Source organism: Mesorhizobium sp. Root102 (genome assembly GCF_001425625.1).
Taxonomy (GTDB): Bacteria; Pseudomonadota; Alphaproteobacteria; order Rhizobiales; family Rhizobiaceae; genus Mesorhizobium.
Map to the genome: position 1 here is coordinate 122,099 of NZ_LMCP01000005.1, position 23,613 is coordinate 145,711.

Consider the following 23,613-nt stretch of genomic DNA (forward strand, 5'->3'; position numbering starts at 1 on the left):
CCCTCACTTTTCAATTCTTCCCTATTCGCTAATCGCTATTCGCTTCCCCTTCCAAATCTCCGAGTCTTCACCGCATCATGACCTACCAATCCCCGATCTCCCCCGGCCGTTCCTGGTATGAGGACACGGCCGGCCCATGGCCGGAATACCCGGCGCTTGATGGCGACCGGACTTGCGACGTCGTCATCATCGGCGGCGGCTTTACCGGCCTGTCGGCGGCAGCGCATCTGGCCAAGGCGGGCGCCAATGTCGTGCTGATCGAGGCGTATCGCTTCGGTGATGGCGCCTCGGGGCGCAATGGTGGTCAACTTGGCACCGGCCAGCGTGCCTGGGCTGAGGAGTTGGAAGCCGAGTATGGTTTCTCCCGCGCCAAGGCGCTGTTCGATCTTGCCGAAGAGGCGAAGACGCATCTCCTCGAATTCGCCGCCGCCAACCAGATCGATATCGACTATATGCCGGGCCAGCTCTCGGTGGCGCACAAGCCGCGCTACGTCGACGACTACAAGGCGCATGCCGAGACCATGGCGAGCCGTTTTTCCTACCCGCATATCTCGTTCATGGATGCCAGGGAGACGGCGGAGCGGCTGGGCTCGACCGCCTATTTCGGCGGGACTCGCGACACCGGCACTGGCCACATCCATCCGATGAAGCTGGTGATCGGTACAGTGCGGGTGGCAGCGCAAGCGGGCGCGCAGCTGTTCGAGGGGACACCATCGACCGGGATCATTTCCCATGGCGGCAAGGTCAAGGTTTCGACACCGAGAGGCACGGTGACCGCGCAGAAATGCCTGATCGCGGTCAATGCCTATGGCGGCACGCTCGAGCCGGTGAGTGCGGCGCACATCATGCCGATCGGTTCGTTCATCGGCGCCACCGTTCCTCTGGGAGCGGACTCAGACGTGCTGCCGGGCGGCGAGGCGGTCGACGATTCCCGCTTCGTCGTGCGCTATTTCCGCAGATCGAAGGACGGGCGGCTGCTGTTTGGCGGACGCGAGGTTTACGGCGTCAACGATCCGAAGGATATCCACATCCACATCCGCCGCCAGATCGCCGAACTCTATCCGGCGCTCAGGGATGTCGAGATCACGCATGGCTGGGGCGGCTATGTCGGCATCACGGTGCCGAGAAAGCCGTTCGTGCGCGAAGTGATGCCCAATGTGATCTCGGCCGGCGGCTATTCCGGCCACGGCGTCATGCTGTCCAACTTCTTCGGTAAGCTCTATGCCGAAACCGTAGCCGGCAACCGCGACCGGCTGAAGCTGATCGAGGATCTGAAAATCCCGCCCTTCCCCGGCGGCCGGCGCTTCCGCACGCCGCTGCTTTTCCTGGCGCTCAACTGGTTTGCGCTGCGGGACAGGATTTAGGACCGGTTCCGTCCCGATGGAATCAGGACCGGGCTCCATCTGTTGGTTGGCATGATTTTTGGCCACAGCCTGATGCCACTTTCGGGATCATGCGCCGGGTGGATAGGATCGTTCTGAATTCCTGTAATATTGCTGTAATATTTGTTGCCGTGGCGACACATTGCAGAATCCCCGGCGAAGGTGCAGAATCGCAGGGAAGGCGTAGTGATGCCACAATCACCGGCAAAAGATGCCGGTTGTGGGCGACTGACGGGGAATTCTGCGGGCTTGCCCGCTTTGGTTTCTTGGGATCGATGCAGATCTGGCGCCAGGTTCTTGGCATTCGATCGAAAGAACATCGGCCCGCTTATGGAGGTGGCAAGAGTGAGAGAGCCCTTCAGTTTCGGTACGCCGGAACGTCGGCGCTTTGCCATGCAGTTCGGGTATGACATGCGGCCGTCCTTCTGGCAGGAAGTCCGTTCGAATTCGCATCTGGTGATCGCCGCGATCGGCACCGCCGCACTGTTTGGCGTCGCCGCCGTTGCGCTGTGGCTGGCATTGCCGGCCAATGACAGGCAAGCGGCAGCGAGCCCCGAGCAGACCATTCCAACCATTCCGGTGAAGACGACGAAAATCGCGCCGGCAGGAGCAGCGGTGGCTGCGGCAACCGTGCCGCAGGCGCGCAAATCCAACGCGGTTTCACCGACCGTAGCGGCCGCTGAAGCCAACATCCCCGCACTCGCGGCCAACGATCCGCGCTGGACCGGTTCGCAGCCGAAGGCTGCACCCGCTTCCGACGCGCCTGCTCGCAGCCAGGCGGCGAACCAGGCTGAACAGGCGCCGGACAAGCCGGCGGCATTCGCGCAGCCGTCAGCCGATACCGATGCCGCCACCGAACTTGCCAAGGTCGCCGCGCCCACCTCGCCGTCGGGCGGCCATCCCGATGGTGCACAAACCGCCGCCATACCGGAGGTGCAGCCGCAAGTGACGGCGCAGCAGCCGGCAGCGGCGGAAGGCGATGGCAGCCAAGCCAAGGAAAAGCCAAGGAAAATTGCCGCCGCCGGAACCGGACGGATCCTGCGGGCTGTGACCATGCGGAGCGGTCCGAAGAAAAATGCGGCCGCCATCGTCACGGTGCCAGCCAGAACCTCGGTGCAGGTGATGAGCTGCAAGAAATGGTGCCAGATCACCTACAACGGCAAGACCGGCTGGATCTACAAGAGCTACATCAAGACCGGCGCCTGACGCCCATCGCCCTGCGTGGAACGTGCCTCTTGCTTTGGTGCATGTCGTTCGCCCAAAACCGGTTCTCGCTTCTGGGCGACCCAGGGCCTTCAGATACAGCGGCCGCCGTCGACCTCCAGCGCGACACCGGTGATGAAGGCGGCTTCGTCCGAGGCCAGCCAGAGCGCTGCGTTGGCGATATCGAGCGGCGTCGAAAGCCGGCCGAGCGGGATCGATGCCCGGAACTTCTCGCGGATTTCGGGCGTGTCGGCGCCCATGAATTTCTCCAGCATGCCGGTCTCGCCGGCAACCGGGCAGAGGCAGTTGACGCGGATGTTCTTCGGCGCCAGTTCCACCGCCATCGATTTGGTGGCGGTGATCGCCCAGCCTTTTGACGCATTGTACCAGGTGAGGCCCGGCCGCGGGCGCAGGCCTGCGGTGGAGGCCGTGGTCAGGATGACGCCGCCGCCTTGCCGCTCCATGATCGGCACCACGGCGAGTGCCGCATGATAGATCGCCTTCATGTTAACTGATGTGATCAGGTCGAAGGTTTCCTCGTCGACGTTGAGCATGTCGCCATTGCGATGGGTGTAACCGGCATTGTTGACCATGATGTCGATGCGACCGAAGGCGCTTTTTGCGGCATAGACCATCTCGTCGAATTCGGAGCGCAGCGAAACATCCGTCTGGGTCCAGATCGCCGCTTCCCCGATTTCGCCGGCGACGCGCTCCGCGCCCTTGGCATTGAGATCGGCGACAACGACCTTGGCGCCCTCCTGCGCAAAGCGCCTGGCGATGCCCTCGCCAAAGCCCGACGCGGCACCGGTGATGACGGCAACCTTGTTTTCCAGACGCATGTTTTTCCCGCTCATGATTGGTGACGATCAACCGGCGCGCCAATGGCGCTCATCCGCACAGAGCCAGGGCTTCTGACCGGATTGGGCGAAAGATGTGCGGCCATTGCCGATTTCTCCTTTGGCTTTCGCTTCGATCCCGCTCTATGCTGCAACTGCGAAGGCTTCCGGAGCCGCGCCTGTCGACAAGCCTCCCGGGTATCGGACTGTCAAGAGGCAGGCGCATACACCCAGATGTGACACCATGGCACTGGAAAATTTAAATCGATTAGATTATATCAGCCGCGTCACAGCGACCGGCGTCAAAGCGGACAGACCATGACCAGCCAGATCATCCCCGTCGACCCGTTCGACTTCATCATTTTCGGCGGCACCGGCGATCTGTCGGAGCGCAAGCTTCTGCCGTCGCTCTACTATCGCCAGCGCGATCATCAATTCTCCGAGCCGACGCGCATCATCGGCACGTCACGCTCGAAGATGAGCGATGAGGAATTCCGGGCCTTCGCTAGCCAAGCGATTTCCGAGCACGTCAAACCGGCCGATATCGACGCCAAGGAACTGAAGACCTTCCTGGCGCGCCTCTCTTATGTCTCGGCCGATGCAACAAGCGGGGCCGGATTCGACAAATTGAAGAAGGCGATCGGCGACAGCGACTGCATCCGCGCCTTCTACCTGGCGGTGACGCCGGCGCTGTTCGGCGATATCTCGCACAAGCTGAAAGAGCACAATCTGATCACGCCGAACTCCCGCATCGTGCTGGAGAAGCCGATCGGTCGCGACCTTGCCTCGGCGCAAGCGCTCAACGACTTGGTCGGCGACGATTTCCACGAAAGCCAGATCTTCCGCATCGACCATTATCTCGGCAAGGAAACGGTGCAGAACCTGATGGCGCTGCGCTTTGCCAACGCGCTCTACGAGCCGTTATGGAACTCCGCCCATATCGACCATGTGCAGATCACCGTGGCCGAGACCGTCGGGCTGGAAGACCGCGTCACCTACTACGACAAGGCCGGCGCGCTGCGCGACATGGTGCAGAACCATATGCTGCAGCTGTTGTGTCTCGTCGCCATGGAAGCGCCGTCGTCGATGGACGCCGACGCCGTGCGCGACGAGAAGCTGAAGGTGCTGCGGGCGCTGAAGCGCATCAACGGCAACGAGGCGCCGAAGCACACCGTGCGTGGCCAGTACCGCGCAGGCGCCTCGGCCAGCGGAGCTGTAAAGGGCTATGTCGAGGAGCTTGCCCACGACAGCAACACCGAGACCTTCGTCGCTATCAAGACCGAGATCGGCACCTGGCGCTGGGCGGGCGTTCCGTTCTACCTCAGGACCGGCAAGCGGCTGGCGACCCGGGTTTCGGAAATCGTCATCGAATTCAAGCCGATCCCGCATTCGATCTTCGGCGACAGCGCCGGTCCGATCTTCGCCAACCAGCTGGTCATCCGGCTGCAGCCCGACGAAGGCGTCAAGCAGTTCATCATGATCAAGGATCCGGGTCCGGGCGGCATGCGGTTGCGTCAGATCTCGCTCGATATGAGCTTCGCGCGATCCTTCGACGGCCGCGCGCCGGACGCTTACGAACGGCTGATCATGGATGTCATCCGTGGCAACCAGACCCTGTTCATGCGCCGTGACGAAGTCGAGGCTGCGTGGAAATGGATCGACCCGATCCAGAACGCCTGGGAAAGCGCCAGACAGGAAGCGCAGGGCTATACGGCAGGCACCTGGGGTCCCTCGGCCTCGATAGCGCTGATCGAACGTGACGGGCGGACATGGCACGAGAGCAATTGAACAGCGCCGCCTATAGCTGGAACGGCTTCGCCAAGCGCCAAGAGCTGGCGGCCGCCCTCGCCGATCATGTCGCCGGCCGCCTGACCAAGGCAATCGCCGAGCGCGGCACAGGGCTGCTCGCCGTCTCCGGCGGCACTACGCCGGCAAAATTCTTCGCCGCCCTATCGGCGATACCCATCGCCTGGGAAAAGGTGATCGTGACGCTGGTCGACGAACGTTTCGTGCCGGCCTCCTCGCCGCGCTCCAACGCCGGCCTGGTGGCCGCCAATCTGCTGCAGAACGCGGCCAAGGCGGCTCGTTTCGTGCCGCTCTACCACGAAGCCGCCAGCATTGAGGATGCGGCTTCCTCCGACAATGCAGCGCTCCAGTCACTGCCCTGGCCGCTCGACGTCGTCGTGCTCGGCATGGGACCGGACGGCCACACCGCTTCTTTCTTTCCCGATGCCGATGACCTGGCAAGATTGCTCGACCCGTCCTCCAACAGGATCGTGCTGCCGGTTCATGCGGCAAGTGCGGGCGAGCCGCGGCTGACCCTGTCGCTGGCGCGCATCGTCGATGCCGGTTTCACCGCGTTGCACATCGAAGGCGAGGACAAGCGCACCGCCTTCGACAGCGCGGTGGCACCTGGACCGCGAAAGCCAATCCGCGCCGTGCTCGATGCCGCGCGCAAGCCCGTAGAGGTTTTCTGGGCTCCCTGAATTGAACTTGCTGAGGGTCCCGGCGGACAGCCGGATTGTGTTCCGGGACCTCGCCTGAAAGGACCGACGCCATGACCGCCAGACGCGATATCGAAGCCATCACCGAACGCATCCGCCAGCGTTCAAAGCCAGGCCGCGAGCGTTATCTTGGCCGCATCGCCGAGGCATCGAACCGCACCGCCAACCGGGCCGTGCTGTCGTGCGGCAATCTTGCGCACGGCTTTGCGGTGTGCAGCCCCTCGGAAAAGCTGGCGTTGGGCGCCGACAAGGTGCCTAACCTCGGTATCATCACCTCCTACAACGACATGCTGTCAGCGCATCAGCCGTTCGAGACCTTTCCGGCGCTGATCAAGGACGCGGCACGCGAAGCCGGCGGCATCGCCCAGGTGGCCGGCGGCGTGCCGGCAATGTGCGATGGCGTGACGCAAGGCCAGCCCGGCATGGAGCTGTCGCTGTTTTCGCGCGACGTCATCGCCATGGCCGCGGCGATCGGCCTGTCGCACAACATGTTCGACGCTGCCGTCTATCTCGGCGTCTGCGACAAGATCGTGCCGGGGCTGGTGATTGCAGCCCTCACCTTCGGCCATTTGCCGGCGGTCTTCATTCCGGCCGGGCCGATGACGACCGGCCTGCCCAATGACGAAAAGGCCAAGGTTCGCCAGCTCTATGCCGAGGGCAAGGCAGGTCGCGCCGAACTGCTGGAGGCCGAGTCCAAGTCTTACCATGGGCCGGGCACCTGCACCTTCTACGGCACGGCGAATTCCAACCAGATGCTGATGGAGATCATGGGCCTGCACACGCCCGGCGCATCCTTCGTCAATCCAGGCACGCCGCTGCGCGAGGCCTTGACCCGCGAGGCGACGAAGCGGGCGCTGGCGATCACCGCGCTCGGCAACGCCTATACGCCGGTCGGCCGGATGATCGACGAGCGCTCGATCGTCAATGGTGTTGTCGGCCTGCATGCCACCGGCGGCTCGACCAATCACACCATCCACCTGATCGCCATGGCGGCGGCGGCCGGCATCACTATTACCTGGCAGGATATTTCCGATCTTTCGGAAGCGGTGCCGCTGCTAGCGCGGGTCTATCCGAACGGTCTCGCCGACGTGAACCATTTCCATGCCGCCGGTGGGCTCGGCTTCCTGATCCGCGAACTGCTCGACGAAGGCATCCTGCACGAGGATGTGCAGACGGTCTGGGGCGAAGGCCTGCGGCCCTACGCGGTCGAGGCAAAGCTTGGTGCCGACGGCAGCGTCGTGCGCGAAGCCTCGCCGCGGACAAGCGGCGACGAGAAGGTGCTGGCGCCTTTCAACAAGGCGTTCCAGGCAACCGGCGGTCTGAAGGTGCTGTCGGGCAATCTCGGCCACGCCGTCATCAAGACTTCCGCCGTGAAGCCGGAGCGGCGCATCATCGAGGCGCCAGCCAAGGTTTTCGATAGCCAGCAAGGGCTGAATGACGCGTTCAAGGCCGGCACGCTGACCGGCGATTTCATCGCCGTCATCCGCTTCCAGGGGCCGAAGGCCAACGGCATGCCGGAACTGCACAAGCTGACCACCGTGCTCGGCATCCTGCAGGATCGCGGCCAGCGCGTGGCGTTGGTCACCGACGGGCGCATGTCGGGCGCCTCCGGAAAGGTGCCGGCGGCGATCCACGTGACGCCGGAGGCGGTCGAGGACGGGCCTATTGCTAGAATCCATGAAGGCGACATCATCCGGCTGGACGCCGATGCAGGCACCCTGGAAGTGTTTGTGCCGGCACCGGAATTCGCACTGCGCCGTACGGCGGAAGCCGATCTCATCGGCAATGAATTCGGTTTCGGCCGCGAGCTTTTTGCCGGGTTCCGGCAATTGGTCGGCCGCGCCGACCATGGCGCCAGCGCCTTCGGCACGGCTTGACGGACCACCGTCCTGCCCATGAAAAAGGGCGGCTCGTGGCCGCCCTTTTTCATGGGTTAAGGCAGTTACTTGACGGTGACCTCGACGCGTTCGCCGGCCTTGACCGTAGCCGTGCCTTCCTTTGAGCCGTTCTCGGAGGTGTCGGCGACAATCGCGTAGTCGCCGGCTGGCAGCGTGGTCTGGAACTTCGCGTCGTAATTATAGCCGATCGACTTGCGGTTGCCGTTGATGTCCTTCTTCGTCTCGAAAATCTCGATCTTCGAGGCGCCGGGCGCGGCGGTGATTGCCAGCACGCCGGCATTCATGGCCACTTTCACGTCCTGAGACTCACCGGCCTTCACCGTGAACGGCTGCTCGACCTCTGCCAACTCGACCGTCGCGATCAATACATAATCGTCCGGCGGCAGATCGAACTTGCTGTCGGGACCATAGGCATAAGTCACTTCTTCCCTAGTCCCGTCGATCTTCTTTTTCGCCTTGAACACCTTAAAGCCGATGCCCGAACCGTCGGCCTTGTCGCCGCCAGCGGTATAGTAGGCGTTGGCAACGATATGCCCGACGCCGACGATGATGTCCTTTTCGACCGTCTTGCCCGCAGCGAGCGGTATCGACTCGGAAGCCACGCCTTGGCCGATTGTGACCGTCACTTTCTCGTCGCCGGCCGGCAACACGATCTTGGTGGTCCCATAGTAGGTTGCGGGGTTGTCGGCACCCGGGTAGTCGATCACGACAGCCGCGCCATCGACAACATCAGCCCCCGCGCTTGGTCGCGGATGAATGATGAGCGTGCCGGCATTCAAGGTGAAGACTGGCTTGGCGACCTGGCCTGCCTCGATCTTTACCTTCTGCTCCACCTTGGCCTCGCCGTCGCGCGCGACGATGACGTAATCGCCCGGTTCCAGATTGGCTTTGTAGGCGCCGTATTCGGTGGTGACGTTGTCGCCACGCGTGCCGTCGGACTTTGCCTTGTAGACTTCCCAGGCATTGCCGTCGGTGACCGGATCACCGCCCTCGGCAAGCACTGCCGTCGGCATGAAGTTGAATTCCGGTTTGGCAGGCTCGGGGGCAGGTGCGGGCGCCGGTTCAGGAGCAGGTGCCGGCGCTGGCGCCGCCACGGTCTCGACAAGCGCCTCCTGCAGCGCTTTCTCGTCAGACGCCTGGATGTATTTGCCGCCGGTGTTGTCGGCAAGACAGGCGATCTGCTTGCCCTCGTCGGCGGTCAGACCAAAGCCGACGACGTCGGCGGTAAAATCGATGCCGGACGCCTCGAGCTCCTTGCCGAGCGCGCAAGGATCACCGCCACAGGTTTCAAGTCCGTCGGTGATCAGCACGACGGTCGCCTTGTCCTCTGTGTATTTCAACGCTTCGGCCGCCTGCTTGACGGCCGCCGTCAGCGGCGTCTTGCCGAGGAATTTCAGGCTGTCGGCGGCGGCCGAAATGGCGCTCGCCGAACCTGCCTGTGGCGGCACGATCAACTGGATATCGTCGCAGCTGCCTTTTTCGCGATGGCCATAGGCCATGAAGCCGATCTCATCGTCGGCGGGGACCGATTGAAGCACTGACCTCAGCGATTCACGGGCGATTTCGAGCTTGGGCTTGCCGTCGATCTGCGCCCACATCGAGCCGGAGGCATCGAGAATGATGATGACCTTGTTTGCGGCAAAGCCGAATGTCGTCATCGACAAAAGGAGGATCGCCGCAGCGACGCTCCGTGCAAGTCCCGCCATCGATATCTCCTCAAATCCGCCCCTGATCCGGGCGGGAAAGCTATTTGACGCGGCGTCAGGACACAAGTCCGGGCAAGGCTGGGAGGGGCCGAATGCCAAACTTTTCGGCGAAAGCGAAAATCCGCTCAGTAGGTCGTGCGGCGCTCTTCCGAGGGCGGCCTGCCAAATTGCAGACGGTAGCTCTGGGCGAAGTAGGAATGCGAGGTGAAGCCGGTCGCGATCGCCACGTCGAGGATCGGCATGTTGGTCTGGCGCAGCAATTCGCGCGCCCGCTCCAGCCGCAGCCGCATGTAATAACGGCCGGGCGTGACGCTGAGATGGCGCAGGAACAGGCGCTCGACCTGGCGCACCGATAGGCCGGCGGATTTGGCCAGTTGCACGGCCGAGAGCGGTTCGTCGAGGTGGTCGGCCATCAGTTCAACGATGCGCCTGAGCTTCTCCGACTTGCCGGTCAGGTCACGTTCCGGCCCGACGCGCTGGCGGTCGCCGGCCGAGCGGATGCGTTCGTGCTGGAACTGGTTGGCGACGCCATTGGCGAGGTTCGAGCCGAAATCGCCGCGCACGATTTCCAGCATCAGGTCGATCGAGGTGGTGCCGCCGGCGCAGGTATAGCGCTTGCGATCGATCTCGAAGACGTTGCCCGTGCAGTTGATGTCGGGGAAGCGTTCGACGAAGCCGGCGCGGTTTTCCCAATGGATGGTGCAGCGATAGCCTTCGAGCTGGCCGGCCTCGGCCAGCAGGTAGGAACCGACCGACAAGGCACCCAGCGCATTGCCACGCCTGCCCCAGCTGCGCAAAGCCGCCAGCACCTTGCTCTTGCCGGGAAATTCCGTCGTCAGCCCGACCGAGACGAAGAGGATGTCGACCGGCGGCAGGTCGGCAACGGCGTAGTCGATCTTGAGCGGCAGGCCATTGGAGGCCATCACCGGATCGCCGTCGGCCGACACCGTGGTCCAGCCATAGAAGTCGCGGCCGAGCAACCGATTTGCCGACCGGAACGTGTCGATCGCCGCGGCCAGCGAGAACATGGAGAACTTGTCGACCAGCAGGAAAGCGAACTGCCGGCCGCCTTGAACGGGATCGGTCATGGCCGGCCGTTCCAAGGGAATAGTGGGGTTCGGCAAAGCTGCGGCTTTCTGGCGGGTCAGAAGGACGGCCGTTTCAATCCGGCCGCAAGGTAGGCAGAGGCTAACGTATTGGCCATCAGCATGGCAATGGTCATCGGCCCGACACCGCCGGGCACCGGCGTGATTGCGCCGGCGGCCTTGGCCGCTTCGGCATAGGCGACATCGCCAACAAGGCGCGACTTGCCCTCGCCCTTTTCCGGCGCCGGAATGCGGTTGATGCCAACATCGATAACGGTGGCGCCGGGCTTCACCCAATCACCCCTGATCATTTCCGGCCGGCCGACGGCCGCGACAAGAATGTCGGCGGTGCGGGCTAGTGCCGGCAGATCCCTGGTGCGGCTGTGGGCGATGGTGACGGTGCAGTTGGCAGCAAGCAAGAGATTGGCCATCGGCTTGCCGACGATGTTGGAGCGGCCGACGACGACGGCATTGAGGCCGGACAGGTCCTTGCCGCGCACGCGCTCGATCAAAAGCATCGAGCCGGCCGGCGTGCAGGGCACGAAGGCGGTCTCGAGTTCACCGGTGCCAAGCTTGCCGACATTGATGAAATGGAAGCCGTCGACATCCTTTTCCGGCGCGATGGTCTGGATGATCTTGCCGGCGTCGATATGGGCCGGCAGCGGAAGCTGCACCAGGATGCCGTTGATGGCCGGATCGGCGTTGAGGTCGCCGATGATCTTCAGCAATGCCTGTTCGGAGGTTTCGGCCGGCAGCGTGTGCTGGACGGAATGAAAGCCGCATTCCTTGGCTGTGCGCGACTTGGAGGCGACATAGACCTGGCTGGCCGGATCCTCGCCGACGATGACCACGGCAAGACCGGGCTTTGCCTTGCCTTTGGCAACCAGCTCGGCCGTCAGGGCCTTGACCGTCCGCACCACATCTTCGGCGACGCTCTTACCATCAATCATTTCGGCCATGGACCATCCTCAACACCAAAATGCCCAAGCGCGTCGCTTCCGGAAGCGACGCGCTTTTCGATCTTTCACAGCCTGGCATTTTCACGAAAATTCCAACACGCAATCCCGCCAAAGCGCCTTCCCATGCCGCTTACGCGAAACCGGCATGTTTTTGTATGGCGCCGCGAAGAATTTTGTGGCTCAGAAATACCTGCGGCGCGCGCGGCTCTCGGTCAGTTCGCGGACCGCTTCGCGGAATTCGCGCAGGCTGGCGCGGATTTCCTCGATTGGCGCCTGCTGCTCGACATCCGCCTTGGTCCGCGGCGTCTCCACCGATTGCTGAGGCGGGATGGGCGGCTGCGGATAAGACTCAGAAGCAGGCTGAGGCGGATAGGGCTGCTGTCCGGCATTGGGGGCCGGAATGGACTGCGGATAGGGATGGCCGGGCTGCTGCGTGTAGCCCAATGGCTGCGCGTAGGGATAGAGCTGCGGGCCCGAATATGGTCGCTGCGGCACTATCTGCGGAGGCAATGGCGGCTGCGCCATCTGCTGCGGATGGGGGGCATGGCCACCGGGCTGGAAAGGCAGCGGTGGCGGTGGGTAGGCTGCCGCAACCTGCTGCCTAGGCGCAAAGGCCGGCGCCGACTGGGGATAGGCGGGGTACGCTGGATCTTGCGTTGGCTTCACGTTTTCAGCGGAGACCCATTCGGTATCGAAGGGCTCATCCGGGGACGGCTTGCGGGACACGGCCTTACCCAGCATCGACAGCAGCGCACGGATCCGGCCGGGGCCTTCGTCCGGCGCGATCTCAGTCTGCTGGACAGGTGGTGGTGCTGCCGGCGGTGGCGCAGGTGGTGGCGGTGCAGGCGGGGGTGTCGATGGCTGCGGTACTGGTGGTTGTGGCGGTGCCGAGGGTGCTGCCCGATATGGCTTGTCCTCGTAGGGCGTCCGGCGTTCGTCCATGCCGCGGTCGCGGCGCGAGCGCGAATTGGCTGTGTCACGCAGGCTCTCATAGGCGCCACGCATGGCGCCGAGGCCAATGCCGGAGGCAAAGCCCAGCAACAGGCCGGCAAGCGCCACCACGACCCGCGACGGCCCGTTCGGCTCCAGCGGCGCGAAGGCCTTCGAGATCACATTGATGTTGGCGGTGTTGATGTCCTTCTGCTCGCCGGTCTCCTTGGCGCGCAGCAGATACTGCTCGTAGACGGAACGCTTGGCGGAGGCCTCGCGCTCCAGTTCGCGCATAGACACCAGATCGCTGTTGACGTCGCCGCTGCGGACCTTGAGCTGAGCCAGACGAGAGGCGAGATCCTGTTCGAGCTGGACGGCACGCTTGAGGTCGACCTGCAGCGACGAGCCTATGCGGCGCAGCTCCGCGGCGATGCGGTCGCGTGCGCCGGCAATCTGGGCATTGAGGGCCTGGAGTTCGGGGTGACGCGGGCCGAACCGGATGGCGGCGCGGTCAGCTTCCTGCTTCAGCGACGCATATTGCGAACGCAGGTCGCTCATCGTGTTGGAGTTGATCTCCTCCGGCAAGGTACCGGTGAGAACCGAGTTGACGTCGACCGAACGCGCCGAGGCCGCCCGGGCATTGAGTTCCAGCGTGCGGGCGCGGGCAACCGACAGTTGTTCGTTGAGCTTCAGCATCTCATCGTCGCTGATGAGGTGGCCTTGCGCATCGACAAGGTCGTGCGTGGCTCTGAAATCCTCGACCTTGCGCTCCGCCGCCTCGACGCCCTTGCGTAGCTCGTCCAGTCTTGCCGTCAGTTCGTCGGTGGCGCGGCCTGCGGTATCGGACTGGATTTGGCCGAAGGTCTGCAGGAAGACATCCGTCATCGTGTTGGCGATCAGAGCCGATTTCTCGCCATTCTGCGTGGTGGCGCTGACGGTGATGACAAAGGTCTTGCCGCCGCGCTCAACCGAGAGGCTCTCAGCCAGATTGCCGACAGCCAGCGCACGGCGGCGGGTGTCGTCGACACCCCCCGGCCCGTCATTGCGAGACAGGACGGAGCGGATGAGCGACATGACGCTGAGGCCGCCGCTGCCTTGCCCATTGAATTCCGGGTCGTTGACGAGATTGAGCTTGTCGACGACCTTGTTGAGAACAGTGCCTGACGTCAGCACCCGGACCTGGTTTTCGACGATGGCCAGCGTCGCGTCCGAAGCGACGACCGACTGGGTGAGATCGCGATCGGTAAGCTTCAGGTCGCGCGGATCGACGATCAGTTCGGTGGTGGCTTCGTATTTCTTCGGCGTCGACAGCGCGATGGCAATGCCGAGCGCGGCACCCAGTATCGTTGTCGTCACGATCAGCAGCTTCGACTTGCCGACACCGCGGACCACCTGCATCGGATCGATCAGCGGCTTCCATTGCTGGCTGTCGGCGCCATCGTTGTGGGACGTCGGCGCGTCGCCTGAATGGTAGCGTTCGGAGGCCCGATCGGAGCGATGGGCGCCTGCGATTTCGGCAGCAACAGTTCCTGCCCGTGACGTGGTTTGCGCGTGGGCCGATGAGGCCGATCCGGCAGTTGAAAAATCGTCGGCGAACAGACCGCGTTCGGGCGTCACCTGCGCTGACGAAGCGGGTCCATAGCCAGCCTGATATCCGTCTGTTGAAACCGGATCCGACAGCTTCGGGTTCGTCCGCGTTTCGCGCTGCGAACGGGCAAGGCGGTGGCGCGTGGCGGCATCCTCGCGCCATGACGGGTCTGCCCGATCCCCGATCGAGACCAGGGACGCGTCGGGTTCGTCGCCGCGCACAGCCTGGCCAAGCGCCAGCAACGAGCGCTCGCGCTTCCAGTCTTCGCGATTTTCCCTGTCGACCATCGTCTGGAACTTTACCCTTGGCGACCTGCAAACGGCGATTGGCCATTCGTTAAGCCACGCTAAACAGGCATGGAAAACAAAAGGTTAATTTTCCCGCGCCGAGCCTGCGGTTTCCCTCTTCGATTGCATCTATTTTCGACGCAACCTCAGGCTCCAGAACGGCACGTTAAGTTTTCCGGCCTAGGCTCTCCATGAGACATGACGCAGGCCAGTGATATACCGCAAAGGCGGCCCCTCGCCCGGATCGGCACTTTTTTGGCCGAACGACGGGGGCTGCTTCGCGACTATTTCTCGGCGATCAGCGGCGCCGGTGGGCGACTGGTGTTTTCACTCGCCTATTTCATCGCACTGGCCAACACGCTGTCCATTTCCGAGTTCGGCATGTTCGCCACCGCATCGGCGGCCGGCGTCATGCTGTCGCGCATCCTCGCCTTCGGTTTCATCTCGGCGCTCTACCGCACCGCCACCATCCGCCCCAATCTGATCGGCACCTTCACCGCCGGCTTCCTGCTGCTCGGCGTGCTGTCGCTGCCGCTGCTGGCCGCGGCCTCGTTCGGCGTCTATCTGATTTTCTTCGCCGACACCGTGCCGCTGTCGGTGTTTGCGGCAATCGTCTTTGCCGAGGCGCTACTGTGGCGGCCGGTGGAGGTGGCGCTAATCGTCAACAACGGTCTGGGCAAGTTCGGCCGCGCCGCGCTGCTGGCCATCCTGGCGACGGCGCTGCGGGCGCTTGGCGCGGTGCTGTTCATGTTCTGGGCGCAACACAGCGTCTGGATATGGTCGTGGTTCTATATCGGCGCCAACGCCGCCTCGCTGCTGATTGCCTTCGGCTTCTTCTATCCACGCCAGCGGCTGCGGCTGCGCATCGAGCTCTATCTCCGGCGATTGGCCGATTCCATCTATGTGGCCGGCGCGGAAGTGCTGTTCTACCTGCAGATGGAATTCGACAAGCTGCTGGTTCTGGCGATCGGCGGCCCGCATCTGGCCGGTATCTACGCCATCATCATGCGGCTGGTCGACCTGACGGCCATTCCGATCCGCACTTTCTCGATGATGCTGGTGCAGCGCATGATGCGCGCGCCGGAAATGCTGTCGCGGCTGGCGGTCAAGAGCGGCATTGAAGGCGGCGTGTTCGCGGTGTCGACGCTGGCGCTGCTGACGCTCGGCATCGTGCTGCATTTCTTCCCCAACGCGCTTGGCAAGAATGTCGCCGAGGCCGCGCCGCTGGTCGTGCTGGCGATCTGCGTGCCGGGGCTGCGCAATCTGGTCGAATACCAGGCCGAGCTTTTGTTCGCGCGCGGCCAGACGCTGGTGCGGGCGCTCAATCTGGGCCTGCTCGCCGGGCTGAAGGCGCTGCTTTTGACCTATGTGCTGACGACCATCCTCGACACGCCGAACCTGGTGCTGTCGCTCAATGTCGTCTTCCTGCTTTTGTATCTCGCCTCGACGCTGCTCACCTATTCGGCGATGCGCAAGCCGGCGAAAGCTATCTAAGAGCGATCGAGCCCAATCAGACGGCGGATGCGGCCGATATCGGTGCCGATGAAGGACTGCATGCCTATCGCCACCTGCTCCGGCGCCATGTCAGCAACGAAGTGGCGGAACTCGTCATCCGACAGCGCCTCGCCGGTCCAGTGCACCCGGCAGAATTCTTCCGAACCGTGGAAGTGACCGGCGCCCTGCAGCAGATCATCGACGTAGCGGCCGTAGATCATGCATTCGGAGAATTTGCGCGCCGAGCCGACGACCTCGACCCAGTTGCGACCATGGACCTTCTGGATCTCGCCGCACATGGCCAGCACGGTGTCGCGACGCCAGGCGATCAGCGTCGAGATGTAGTCGTGGATCGATGTCCGGGACGGGTCGATGCCAAGTGCCGCGCCGGCGTTGCGCGACCAGATGCGATGCTCTTCGTAACCTTCGTTCGCCAGCACGCCGTCACGGCGAAACAGCCGCGCCTTGCCGTCACGCCAGAAGGCGCCGCAGTCGAAGGGCTTCAGGAAGGCGACGTCGGAATCGCAGAAGATCAGCACGTCTTCGGATGCGTGCGCTGATATCGCGATGCGGCGCAGCTGCTGCACATGCCAGCCGCGCAGCGGCTGGGTCTTCAGGCTGAGCCAGACGCGCCGGCGAAACAGGCTGAGCGGATCGTCGAAGGCGTGCAGCCAGCGCGGCAGCAATTCACGCTCATCAACGATGCTGCGATGGCCGGCCTCCAATTGGCGAAACAGCCTGACATCGCGATGTTCGACCAAAATATAGTGGTGCGCCGCACCGGAAACGTGGCGATCAAGTGTCTCGCACAGCAGGCGGCAGCGCTCGAAATCGGGCGCGTAGCTTGCCGTCACTATTGCCGCCGTCGGTGTCTGCCGAACGGGGCTTGGTTCGACAGCGGTGCCTGGAAGGAACCTGCTGTTCACTGGCCGTCCCTCGCAGCTTCGGATGCGCGCGAAAATCTCTGCCCGGCAACACGCAGCAGGAACAGGGGATTGCCGACCACGTAGCGGCGCCACAGGCGGCCCGGTTCGACAGCCAACCGAAACAGCCATTCGAGCCGCAGCCGGCGCATCCACAGGGGTGCCCGGGGCACCGAGCCGCTCAGGAAATCGAGCAACGCGCCGACGGCGATCGGCAGCGTGCAGTGGCGCGCGTCGATATGGCGTTCGATCCACAATTCCTGGCGTGGCACGCCCATGGCGACCAGAAGCACGTCCGGCCGCAGCGCGGCGATCCGGTCGACGATTTCCGATTCCTGCGAAGCGGGGAAATAGCCGTCGTGGATCACCACGAAGCTGTGCTGCACGGCCAGCGCCGCCAGCTTGATCGACGCCGCTTCGGCGTTGACGCGCGTCGCGCCGAGCAGCCCGACCGTCAGCGGCGTCGTCGAGGCCTGCAGGAAGGCGGGGACGAAGTCGGTGCCGTTGAGATTGTCTGGAAACGGCGCCCCATAGAGAAGTCTCGCCGCCAGATCGACACCGATGCCGTCGGGCAGGATGAGGAAATCATCGAGCGCCTCGGCGAAGACCGGGTCGGTATAGGCGATGTTGGCGTTGTGGGCGTTAAGGAAACTGACCTTGGTGAAACGCCGCTCGGCGATCAGGCGGGTCAGCAGGACGATGGCATCGTCCCAGCGGATCGCAACCACCGAGATACCAAGGATCGTCTTCAGCTTGTCGAGCCCGAACGCGGCGCGGGCGGAATGCATGTTCATGCAAACGCCTCCTGCCTGACAGGCTCGAGCTTTTCGAGGCCGAGCCGGATGGCGGCGTCGAGCGCCTTGACTTGCGAACGACGGAATGCGCTGCCGTCGACGTCGCGGATGTCGGTCGCCGCAGCCTCCAACGCCCTGGCGAAGGCAGCGGGATCGTCGGTGATGACGCAATTGGCCGGGCGATGATCGATGCCGCGCAGCGAACGGCTGGTGGCGACCGAAGGCAAGCCGAGTTCGAAGGTTTCGATGGTCTTCAACTGGACGCCGCTGCCGGCGGTGCTGATCAATGGGATGACGGCAGCGCTGCGCACGAAAGCCTGCGCGTCGGGCACACGGCCGACAAATTCGACACCGGGATGCTTCGACGTGACGCCGGCAGGCATGCTGCCGGCGACGCGGATGCGGAAACCGGAGCGTAGATGCGGTACGACCTTGCCCAGGAACCAGTCGAGGCCTATGCGGTTCGGCTGCCAGGTCCAGGTGCCGATCAGCGCTGCATCGCAGTCGATGTGGCGCGGGCCTTTCGGAGTTGGCGCCTGAGCACCGGTCACCAAAGGCAGCACCGCCGAGCGGTCGTCGGAGGCGACACCGAGTGCCGCGCGATCTTCCTCGGCCAGCGTGAAGACGAAACGCGCCCGGCGACAGAGCCGCTCTTCCACGGTCTTGAGCAACCTTGCCTCGCGGCGAAACAGCAGGCGCTGGAAGAGGCTGTCGGCGGCAGCCGCATTCTCCTGCGCCGAAAGATGCTCGACATTGTGGGCGACGAAGATCGAAGGCAGGTCAGAGAACAGCTTTTCGAAGGCGCCTGCGAACTGCACGGAATTCAGCACGTAGCCGTCAAACGGTCCGGCGCGCTCGACAGCAGCTAGTACATCGCCGTCGGACACCGCGCGCAACTTGACCGACGCAAAGGTAAGGCCCGAAAGCAGCGCCTTACCGACCCAGGCCAGCTTTTGCAGTGCGGAGGCATTGTCCGTGCGCACGTCGATCGCACCCAGCACCACGGTGTTTTCGGGATCGGCCGCGGGTTTCCCCGGCCAGGTGAAGCCGATGACCGTGACGCGCGCGCCAGCGCGCCGCAAGGCGGCGATGATCGCAGCGTTGGCGATCTCGTAGCCCGAGGCGAGAGCACCGTCGGGCACGATTGATGTGGCGAACAGCAGATGCATCTCACCTATCCAGTGGTGTAGCCGGTAGCAAAGTGCGGTGAACCCTTGATTAAGCCAGCACATTCGACGGCCGAAAGCCCCTGCCTGGCGGGCTTCTCAGTGCAAGGTGATTAACGAAACCTTATCACCGTGGTGCTACCAGAGCCCAACTCACCATGTGGCTGGACACGGATGATCCCTTTGCCATCGGACGGTTCGGTATCGATCGCTGGACGATCGCCGCGGCTTGATGTCGAGGCCGTCGAAGCGGTCGTCACCTTGCCGACCTTCAAGCGGCCCGAGCAGGTGCTGGAAACACTGGCGTCGCTGCGCGCGCAGCAAACCGGCAGGCGCTTTGCCGTCATCGTCATGGAAAACGAAGCCGAGGCGCGTGCCGGCTCCAAGGCGGCACTGCCGCTGTTCGAGCGCGGCGAGATGTCAGGTCTGGTTATCATCGCGCAGGAGCGCGGCAATTGCAGCGCCTACAATGCCGGCTGGCAGACAGCGATCCTGCAATTCCCGAACTTCAGGCACCTGCTGGTCATCGACGATGATGAGATCGCCGATCCGCAGTGGCTGGAACGGATGTGCAAGGCGGCGGAGACACTCGGCGCCGATATCGTCGGCGGCCCGCAGGTGCCCGTGTTTGCCGATCCCGCCCATGCGCGATGGGCCGAGCATCCGGTGTTCGCGCCTCCCTACCGGGAAACAGGGCGCGTGCCTGCGCTCTATTCGTCCGGCAATCTTCTGGTCGGGCGCAACGTGCTGGTCGCCATGGGCCCGCCCTTTCTCGATCTGAAATTCAACTTCATGGGCGGCGGCGATTCCGATTTCCTGAGCCGGGCGGCGCAGCGCGGCTTCGTGCTTGGCTGGTGCGCTGAAGCGCAAGTGCAAGAAACCGTTCCGGCCCGGCGTGTCGAAGCCGACTGGATCCGTGCCCGCAGCCTGCGCAACGGCGTCATCTCGACACTGGTCGAAAAGAAGAAACGCGCCGGCACCCCACTGGCCAACGCCAAGGTGTTGCTGAAGAGCCTGGCGCTGCTTGCCGCCTCGCCATTTCGCGGCCTGATGCGGCTGGCGCGAACCGGATCACCGGCAATCGCCATCTATCCCGTCCATGTGGCGCTGGGCCGCGTGCTGGCCGAATTCGGATATGCCAATGAGCAATACCGCCAGCCTGAGAAAAACTGAGCGCGCCCCGCTCGGCGCCGCGTTCACGCGCGAAGGCGTGGCCACTGCCATTGCCGCGCTGCTGTTCACCGTCATCATGGTGTCGTTCCGACCGTTCCAGCCGGCCGGCGCCGAGCTCACCGGTCAAGGCGGCGACATCGTCAACCAGCTTGGCTTCAGTTCGCTTGGAGCCATGTCGATCTTCTCGCTGATGGCCTTTGCCGATCCGCGCGTGGTGCGCTCGCTGCTCAGCCCGTCCTGGATGCTGATGCTGGGCTTCTTCTTCCTGTCGGTGATCCTGGCGACCGATCCGCCTTCGGCGATGCGCGCCGCCTCCTTCACCCTGATCGGCATCCTGACGATGGCGACGATCCTGGTGCTGCCGCGCGACGCCGAGGCCTTCTCAAAAGTCATCATCTTCACCGCCGTCGTGGTCATGGGCCTTTCCTATCTCGGCCTCATCGTCTTTCCGCACGAGGCGATGCACACCGCCGACTCACAGGAGCCCGAACATGCCGGCCTGTGGCGCGGCGTGTTCACCCACAAGAACATCGCCGGCCCGATCATGGCCTGCCTCAGCTTCTCAGGCCTGTACCTCTACCGGCGCGGGCAGCGGTACTGGGGCGCCGGGATCTTCTTCGCGGCGATGATCTTCATGCTGCACACCGGCTCAAAGACAACGGCCGGCCTGGTGCCGTTCTCGATCCTGATTGTGATGTTCCCCAGCCTGATAGGCATGCGGCTTGGCACGCCGATCCTGTTTGCCCTGGCGATCATCGCCACGGCGGTCGGCACGCTGGGCATCGTCTTCCTGCCGCCGATAAAACATCTGGCGGCGATCTATTTCCCCGACATGACCTATACCGGCCGCACGACGCTGTGGGAGTTCGCCGGCAGCATGCTGGCGAAGAAGCCATGGATCGGCTACGGCTATGAGAGCTTCTGGGGCACCCCGCTCTTGCTCAACCAGGACCAGCCCTTCGACCGGCCGTGGGACATCAGAACCATCGTACACGGTCATGACGGCTATCTCGACATCGCCGTACTGATGGGTATTCCGGCACTGTGCGTGGCGGTCTATACTTTCCTCATCGCGCCGTTGCGCGACTACATGCGCATTCCGCTGCGCAGGGAGAACATCTTTCTCGGCGACTTCTTCATGATGGTAGTGCTGTTCACGGCGCTGAACGCTTTCCTCGAAAGCTTCTTCTTCCATCGCGGCGACCCGGTCTGGCTGTTCTTCGTGCTCGGCGTGCTTGGCCTCAGGCAAGTCTCGCTGCGGCCGATGGCAGTGCGTGATCCCGATCGCGGTGCACGATCTTCCCGTTCGTCCTGACGGGGTCTTCCCTAGGGAAGCGCCAGCGTCTATGTGAAGGCCTTCCTTCGGAGGGCTTTCGATGACGATCAGGCTTGTTCTCGCCGGCTGCGGCAATATGGGTTACGCCATGCTCTCGGGCTGGCTGAAATCCGGCAAGCTTGCGCCGTCCGCGGCTTTCGTGGTCGAGCCCAATGCCGATCTGCGCAATCGCGCCGCAGCGTTGGGCTGCGGCACATCAGCCGATGCCGGCGCTATTCCGGCCGACGCCGTGCCCGATCTCGTCGTCATCGCGGTGAAGCCGCAGGTGATCCGCGACGTCACGGCCGCCTACAAGCGCTTCGCCGACGGCCGCACCACCTTCGTCAGCATCGCCGCCGGCACGCCTGCCGCCACCTTCGAGGAGATCCTGGGCAATCGCGCACCGATCGTGCGCTGCATGCCCAACACGCCGGCAGCAATCGGCAAGGGCATGATGGTGGTGTTTTGCAACAGGCTGGTCTCCGACGACACCAAGCGTTTCGTCGCCAACCTCCTGTCGGCGAGTGGCGAGGTGGCCACCATCAACGACGAGGGCCTGATGGATGCGGTGACCGCTGTATCGGGATCGGGACCAGCCTACATCTTCCATTTCATCGAGGCGCTGACCGTGGCCGCCGAGAAGGCCGGGCTGCCGATGGCAACCGCCAAGCTGCTCGCCATGCAGACTGTCTACGGCGCTGCCTCGCTCGCCGCCGAAAGCGGCGAGGAGCCAGGCGTGCTGCGCCAGCAGGTGACCAGCCCCAAGGGCACGACGGCAGCGGCGCTGGCCGTGCTGATGGGTGAGGACCGGCTGACCAATCTGCTGACCGAAGCGGTGGAGGCAGCGCGGCTGCGGTCTGTCGAACTGGGGAAGTGAAACCTCAGTCCGCCCCGTAAAGCATCTCGTCCTGCAGCCGCCGCAGGGCGAACAGCCTCGTCGACTGGTCGGGCGACGCATTGTCGGCGGTCAGCAATTCGCCTTTCCTGACCGGTTTCAGCACCTTGCCGCCCTCGAGCAGGCCGACCGGCACGGCGCGCTGGGCACGGGCTTCGCCGACAGTCATGGTCCAGGAACGATAGCAGGTCTCGCCAATCGCATCGAAGGTCTCGCCGGCGGCAAGGTCGCGCTTGGCGACGGCGCATACTTCGGCGACCGGCCTTGGCAACGGCACCATGTCGGGCTTGCCGAAAAGCACGATGCGGGCTGCGGTCAGCGGCACTTCCAGCGAGGTCAAATGATAGGGCCGGAACAGGCTGTAGTAAGGGCCGTGGCCGATATGCAGATCGTCCATGCGCTCGATGATGCGCGGATGCGTCGCCTCGACAATGACGAAGACGCCGGGCGCGACGCCCTTGCCTACCGTGTAGTCGACGACGCCTTTCTTCAGCAACAGACCGCCATCCTCACGCGGGATGAGTACCTTGGCGAGATCGTCGCGGTCGGCCTTGGGGCCGTGCATGCCGGGCACATCGGGCACCAGCCCGGTGGCGTTGGCAATGGCGCACATCTCGACCATGGTCTTGGAGCCGTCGACGAACTCGACCAGCATGCGTGGGTTCATGTTGCGGCGGATCGCTTCCTCGCGATAGTCGTCGGGCACGGCATCGTGGTTGAGCGGATTGTTCTTGCCCTTGCCGGCCGAGACGATGGTCAGCCCGAGCGCCGACGCAAACTCGATCAGTTCCATGCAACTCGACGGCTCATCGCCCGCACCGACCGAATAGACGACGCCAAGTCGGTCGGCCTGCTGTTTGAGATAGCAACCGATGGTGACGTCGGCCTCGACGTTCATCATCACCAGATGCTTGCCGTGCTCCATCGCCGACAGGCAAAAATCGGCGGCGACACCCGGCTTGCCGGTGGCGTCGATGACGACGTCGATCAACGGATTGGTGACCAGCATCTCGTTGGAGGTGATGGCGATCTTGCCGCTCTCGATGGCGCCGGTGACTTTCGACGCGGTGTCGGCTTCGACCGCCATGGCTTCATCGCCATAGGCGATGCGGATGGCCTCGCGCGCGGTATGCGGGCGGCGTGTCGAGACGGCGCAGACCGAAATGCCCGGCATCAGCATGCCTTGCGTGACCAGATCGGTGCCCATCTCGCCCGAGCCAATGACGCCGATGCGCACAGGGCGGCCCTCGGCGGCACGCCTGGCGAGATCGCGGGCAAGGCCGGTCAGGGCGACATTGGTCATGCAGGAAGTCCACAGCTTCGTGATTTGTGGTCGGATAGCAGGGAACGGGTTCCATTTGCCAACGAAACCGTTGGCGACCGGCATTTTCCAGCGAAATCGCCCGAAAAAGGGACATTCGTCCCGGGTGATTGGCACAAAGGGTTGCCAATTGACATTGTCGTGAACAGCCCCA

Annotated in this window: 18 protein-coding genes; 9 read left to right on the top strand and 9 right to left on the bottom strand. The window is 63.7% G+C overall.

Annotated elements, in window-relative coordinates; translation table 11 throughout:
* The first annotated feature begins 77 nt into the window (after positions 1-77).
* Positions 78-1,364, top strand: coding sequence for an FAD-binding oxidoreductase (locus tag ASD12_RS07130; RefSeq protein ID WP_056583318.1), 1,287 nt, complete (start codon positions 78-80; stop codon positions 1,362-1,364).
* 363 nt (positions 1,365-1,727) lie between these two features.
* The gene (locus ASD12_RS07135) at positions 1,728-2,588 is read left to right on the top strand and encodes an SH3 domain-containing protein (RefSeq protein ID WP_056583418.1); all 861 of its coding nucleotides are present in this window, start codon (positions 1,728-1,730) and stop codon (positions 2,586-2,588) included.
* Between the two features lie 89 nt (positions 2,589-2,677).
* Here the strand turns inward: ASD12_RS07135 and ASD12_RS07140 are convergent, their stop codons facing one another.
* The gene (locus ASD12_RS07140; RefSeq protein WP_056583320.1) at positions 2,678-3,424 is read right to left on the bottom strand and encodes an SDR family oxidoreductase; all 747 of its coding nucleotides are present in this window, start codon (positions 3,422-3,424) and stop codon (positions 2,678-2,680) included.
* Positions 3,425-3,739: 315 nt separating this feature from the next.
* Between ASD12_RS07140 and zwf the strand changes: the two genes are divergently transcribed.
* The 3 genes from zwf to edd all read left to right on the top strand — a co-directional run bounded on the left by zwf (position 3,740) and on the right by edd (position 7,802).
* The gene (gene zwf / locus ASD12_RS07145) at positions 3,740-5,209 is read left to right on the top strand and encodes a glucose-6-phosphate dehydrogenase (protein WP_056583321.1); all 1,470 of its coding nucleotides are present in this window, start codon (positions 3,740-3,742) and stop codon (positions 5,207-5,209) included.
* Positions 5,191-5,907: a 6-phosphogluconolactonase gene (gene pgl / locus ASD12_RS07150; protein ID WP_056583323.1), complete on the top strand. Its 717-nt coding sequence runs from the start codon at positions 5,191-5,193 to the stop codon at positions 5,905-5,907. The genes zwf and pgl overlap by 19 nt, the downstream gene beginning before the upstream one ends.
* A gap of 71 nt (positions 5,908-5,978) precedes the next feature.
* Complete coding sequence (gene edd / locus ASD12_RS07155; protein WP_056583324.1) at positions 5,979-7,802, top strand: phosphogluconate dehydratase; 1,824 nt, start codon at positions 5,979-5,981, stop codon at positions 7,800-7,802.
* Positions 7,803-7,867: 65 nt separating this feature from the next.
* Here edd and ASD12_RS07160 read toward each other — a convergent pair whose 3' ends face one another.
* From ASD12_RS07160 to ASD12_RS07175, 4 genes are all read right to left on the bottom strand, one after another.
* Positions 7,868-9,529, bottom strand: coding sequence for a VWA domain-containing protein (locus ASD12_RS07160; RefSeq protein ID WP_056583326.1), 1,662 nt, complete (start codon positions 9,527-9,529; stop codon positions 7,868-7,870).
* A gap of 125 nt (positions 9,530-9,654) precedes the next feature.
* Entirely contained in the window at positions 9,655-10,617 is a 963-nt protein-coding gene (locus ASD12_RS07165; protein WP_013530232.1) for a GlxA family transcriptional regulator, read from the bottom strand.
* Positions 10,618-10,673: 56 nt separating this feature from the next.
* Complete coding sequence (gene folD / locus ASD12_RS07170; RefSeq protein ID WP_056583330.1) at positions 10,674-11,573, bottom strand: bifunctional methylenetetrahydrofolate dehydrogenase/methenyltetrahydrofolate cyclohydrolase FolD; 900 nt, start codon at positions 11,571-11,573, stop codon at positions 10,674-10,676.
* 180 nt (positions 11,574-11,753) lie between these two features.
* Positions 11,754-14,378 (bottom strand): Wzz/FepE/Etk N-terminal domain-containing protein, encoded by a 2,625-nt coding sequence (locus ASD12_RS07175; RefSeq protein ID WP_056583333.1) that lies wholly within the window; start codon positions 14,376-14,378, stop codon positions 11,754-11,756.
* Between the two features lie 198 nt (positions 14,379-14,576).
* On the opposite strand from ASD12_RS07175, the gene ASD12_RS07180 reads away from it, so the two are divergent.
* Positions 14,577-15,872 (top strand): lipopolysaccharide biosynthesis protein, encoded by a 1,296-nt coding sequence (locus ASD12_RS07180; RefSeq protein ID WP_056583335.1) that lies wholly within the window; start codon positions 14,577-14,579, stop codon positions 15,870-15,872.
* On the opposite strand, the gene ASD12_RS07185 is transcribed toward ASD12_RS07180, so the two are convergent.
* Genes ASD12_RS07185 through ASD12_RS07195 form a run of 3 tightly spaced genes read right to left on the bottom strand, consistent with a single transcriptional unit; the run spans position 15,869 to position 18,758 of the window.
* Positions 15,869-16,798, bottom strand: a complete 930-nt coding sequence (locus ASD12_RS07185; protein WP_056583337.1) for a DUF6492 family protein — start codon at positions 16,796-16,798, stop codon at positions 15,869-15,871. The genes ASD12_RS07180 and ASD12_RS07185 overlap by 4 nt on opposite strands.
* Positions 16,795-17,589 (bottom strand): WecB/TagA/CpsF family glycosyltransferase, encoded by a 795-nt coding sequence (locus ASD12_RS07190; protein WP_056583339.1) that lies wholly within the window; start codon positions 17,587-17,589, stop codon positions 16,795-16,797. Before ASD12_RS07190 ends, ASD12_RS07185 begins: the two co-directional genes overlap by 4 nt.
* Positions 17,586-18,758: a glycosyltransferase family 4 protein gene (locus tag ASD12_RS07195; protein ID WP_056583345.1), complete on the bottom strand. Its 1,173-nt coding sequence runs from the start codon at positions 18,756-18,758 to the stop codon at positions 17,586-17,588. Before ASD12_RS07195 ends, ASD12_RS07190 begins: the two co-directional genes overlap by 4 nt.
* 171 nt (positions 18,759-18,929) lie before the next feature.
* Here ASD12_RS07195 and ASD12_RS07200 point away from each other — a divergent pair, with 171 nt between their 5' ends.
* From ASD12_RS07200 to proC, 3 genes are all read left to right on the top strand, one after another.
* Positions 18,930-19,928: a glycosyltransferase gene (locus tag ASD12_RS07200; protein ID WP_056583347.1), complete on the top strand. Its 999-nt coding sequence runs from the start codon at positions 18,930-18,932 to the stop codon at positions 19,926-19,928.
* Positions 19,897-21,243 carry an O-antigen ligase gene (locus ASD12_RS07205; RefSeq protein ID WP_056583349.1) on the top strand — a complete coding sequence of 449 codons (1,347 nt, stop codon included), beginning with the start codon at positions 19,897-19,899 and terminating at the stop codon, positions 21,241-21,243. Before ASD12_RS07200 ends, ASD12_RS07205 begins: the two co-directional genes overlap by 32 nt.
* A 61-nt stretch (positions 21,244-21,304) precedes the next feature.
* Positions 21,305-22,120: a pyrroline-5-carboxylate reductase gene (gene proC, locus ASD12_RS07210; RefSeq protein WP_056583352.1), complete on the top strand. Its 816-nt coding sequence runs from the start codon at positions 21,305-21,307 to the stop codon at positions 22,118-22,120.
* 4 nt (positions 22,121-22,124) lie between these two features.
* Here the strand turns inward: proC and ASD12_RS07215 are convergent, their stop codons facing one another.
* Positions 22,125-23,441 (bottom strand): NAD(P)H-dependent oxidoreductase, encoded by a 1,317-nt coding sequence (locus ASD12_RS07215; RefSeq protein ID WP_056583420.1) that lies wholly within the window; start codon positions 23,439-23,441, stop codon positions 22,125-22,127.
* Positions 23,442-23,613 lie beyond the last annotated feature (172 nt).

Excerpts from the sequence above, each read along its gene's own strand:
- ASD12_RS07130 (WP_056583318.1), top strand. The coding sequence starts at position 78 with ATGACCTACCAATCCCCGATCTCCCCCGGCCGTTCCTGGTATGAGGAC.
- ASD12_RS07140 (WP_056583320.1), bottom strand. The coding sequence starts at position 3,424 with ATGCGTCTGGAAAACAAGGTTGCCGTCATCACCGGTGCCGCGTCGGGC.
- zwf (WP_056583321.1), top strand. The coding sequence starts at position 3,740 with ATGACCAGCCAGATCATCCCCGTCGACCCGTTCGACTTCATCATTTTC.
- pgl (WP_056583323.1), top strand. The coding sequence starts at position 5,191 with ATGGCACGAGAGCAATTGAACAGCGCCGCCTATAGCTGGAACGGCTTC.
- edd (WP_056583324.1), top strand. The coding sequence starts at position 5,979 with ATGACCGCCAGACGCGATATCGAAGCCATCACCGAACGCATCCGCCAG.
- ASD12_RS07160 (WP_056583326.1), bottom strand. The coding sequence starts at position 9,529 with ATGGCGGGACTTGCACGGAGCGTCGCTGCGGCGATCCTCCTTTTGTCG.
- ASD12_RS07165 (WP_013530232.1), bottom strand. The coding sequence starts at position 10,617 with ATGACCGATCCCGTTCAAGGCGGCCGGCAGTTCGCTTTCCTGCTGGTC.
- folD (WP_056583330.1), bottom strand. The coding sequence starts at position 11,573 with ATGGCCGAAATGATTGATGGTAAGAGCGTCGCCGAAGATGTGGTGCGG.
- ASD12_RS07175 (WP_056583333.1), bottom strand. The coding sequence starts at position 14,378 with ATGGTCGACAGGGAAAATCGCGAAGACTGGAAGCGCGAGCGCTCGTTG.
- ASD12_RS07180 (WP_056583335.1), top strand. The coding sequence starts at position 14,577 with ATGACGCAGGCCAGTGATATACCGCAAAGGCGGCCCCTCGCCCGGATC.
- ASD12_RS07190 (WP_056583339.1), bottom strand. The coding sequence starts at position 17,589 with ATGAACATGCATTCCGCCCGCGCCGCGTTCGGGCTCGACAAGCTGAAG.
- ASD12_RS07195 (WP_056583345.1), bottom strand. The coding sequence starts at position 18,758 with ATGCATCTGCTGTTCGCCACATCAATCGTGCCCGACGGTGCTCTCGCC.
- ASD12_RS07200 (WP_056583347.1), top strand. The coding sequence starts at position 18,930 with ATGATCCCTTTGCCATCGGACGGTTCGGTATCGATCGCTGGACGATCG.
- ASD12_RS07205 (WP_056583349.1), top strand. The coding sequence starts at position 19,897 with ATGAGCAATACCGCCAGCCTGAGAAAAACTGAGCGCGCCCCGCTCGGC.
- proC (WP_056583352.1), top strand. The coding sequence starts at position 21,305 with ATGACGATCAGGCTTGTTCTCGCCGGCTGCGGCAATATGGGTTACGCC.
- ASD12_RS07215 (WP_056583420.1), bottom strand. The coding sequence starts at position 23,441 with ATGACCAATGTCGCCCTGACCGGCCTTGCCCGCGATCTCGCCAGGCGT.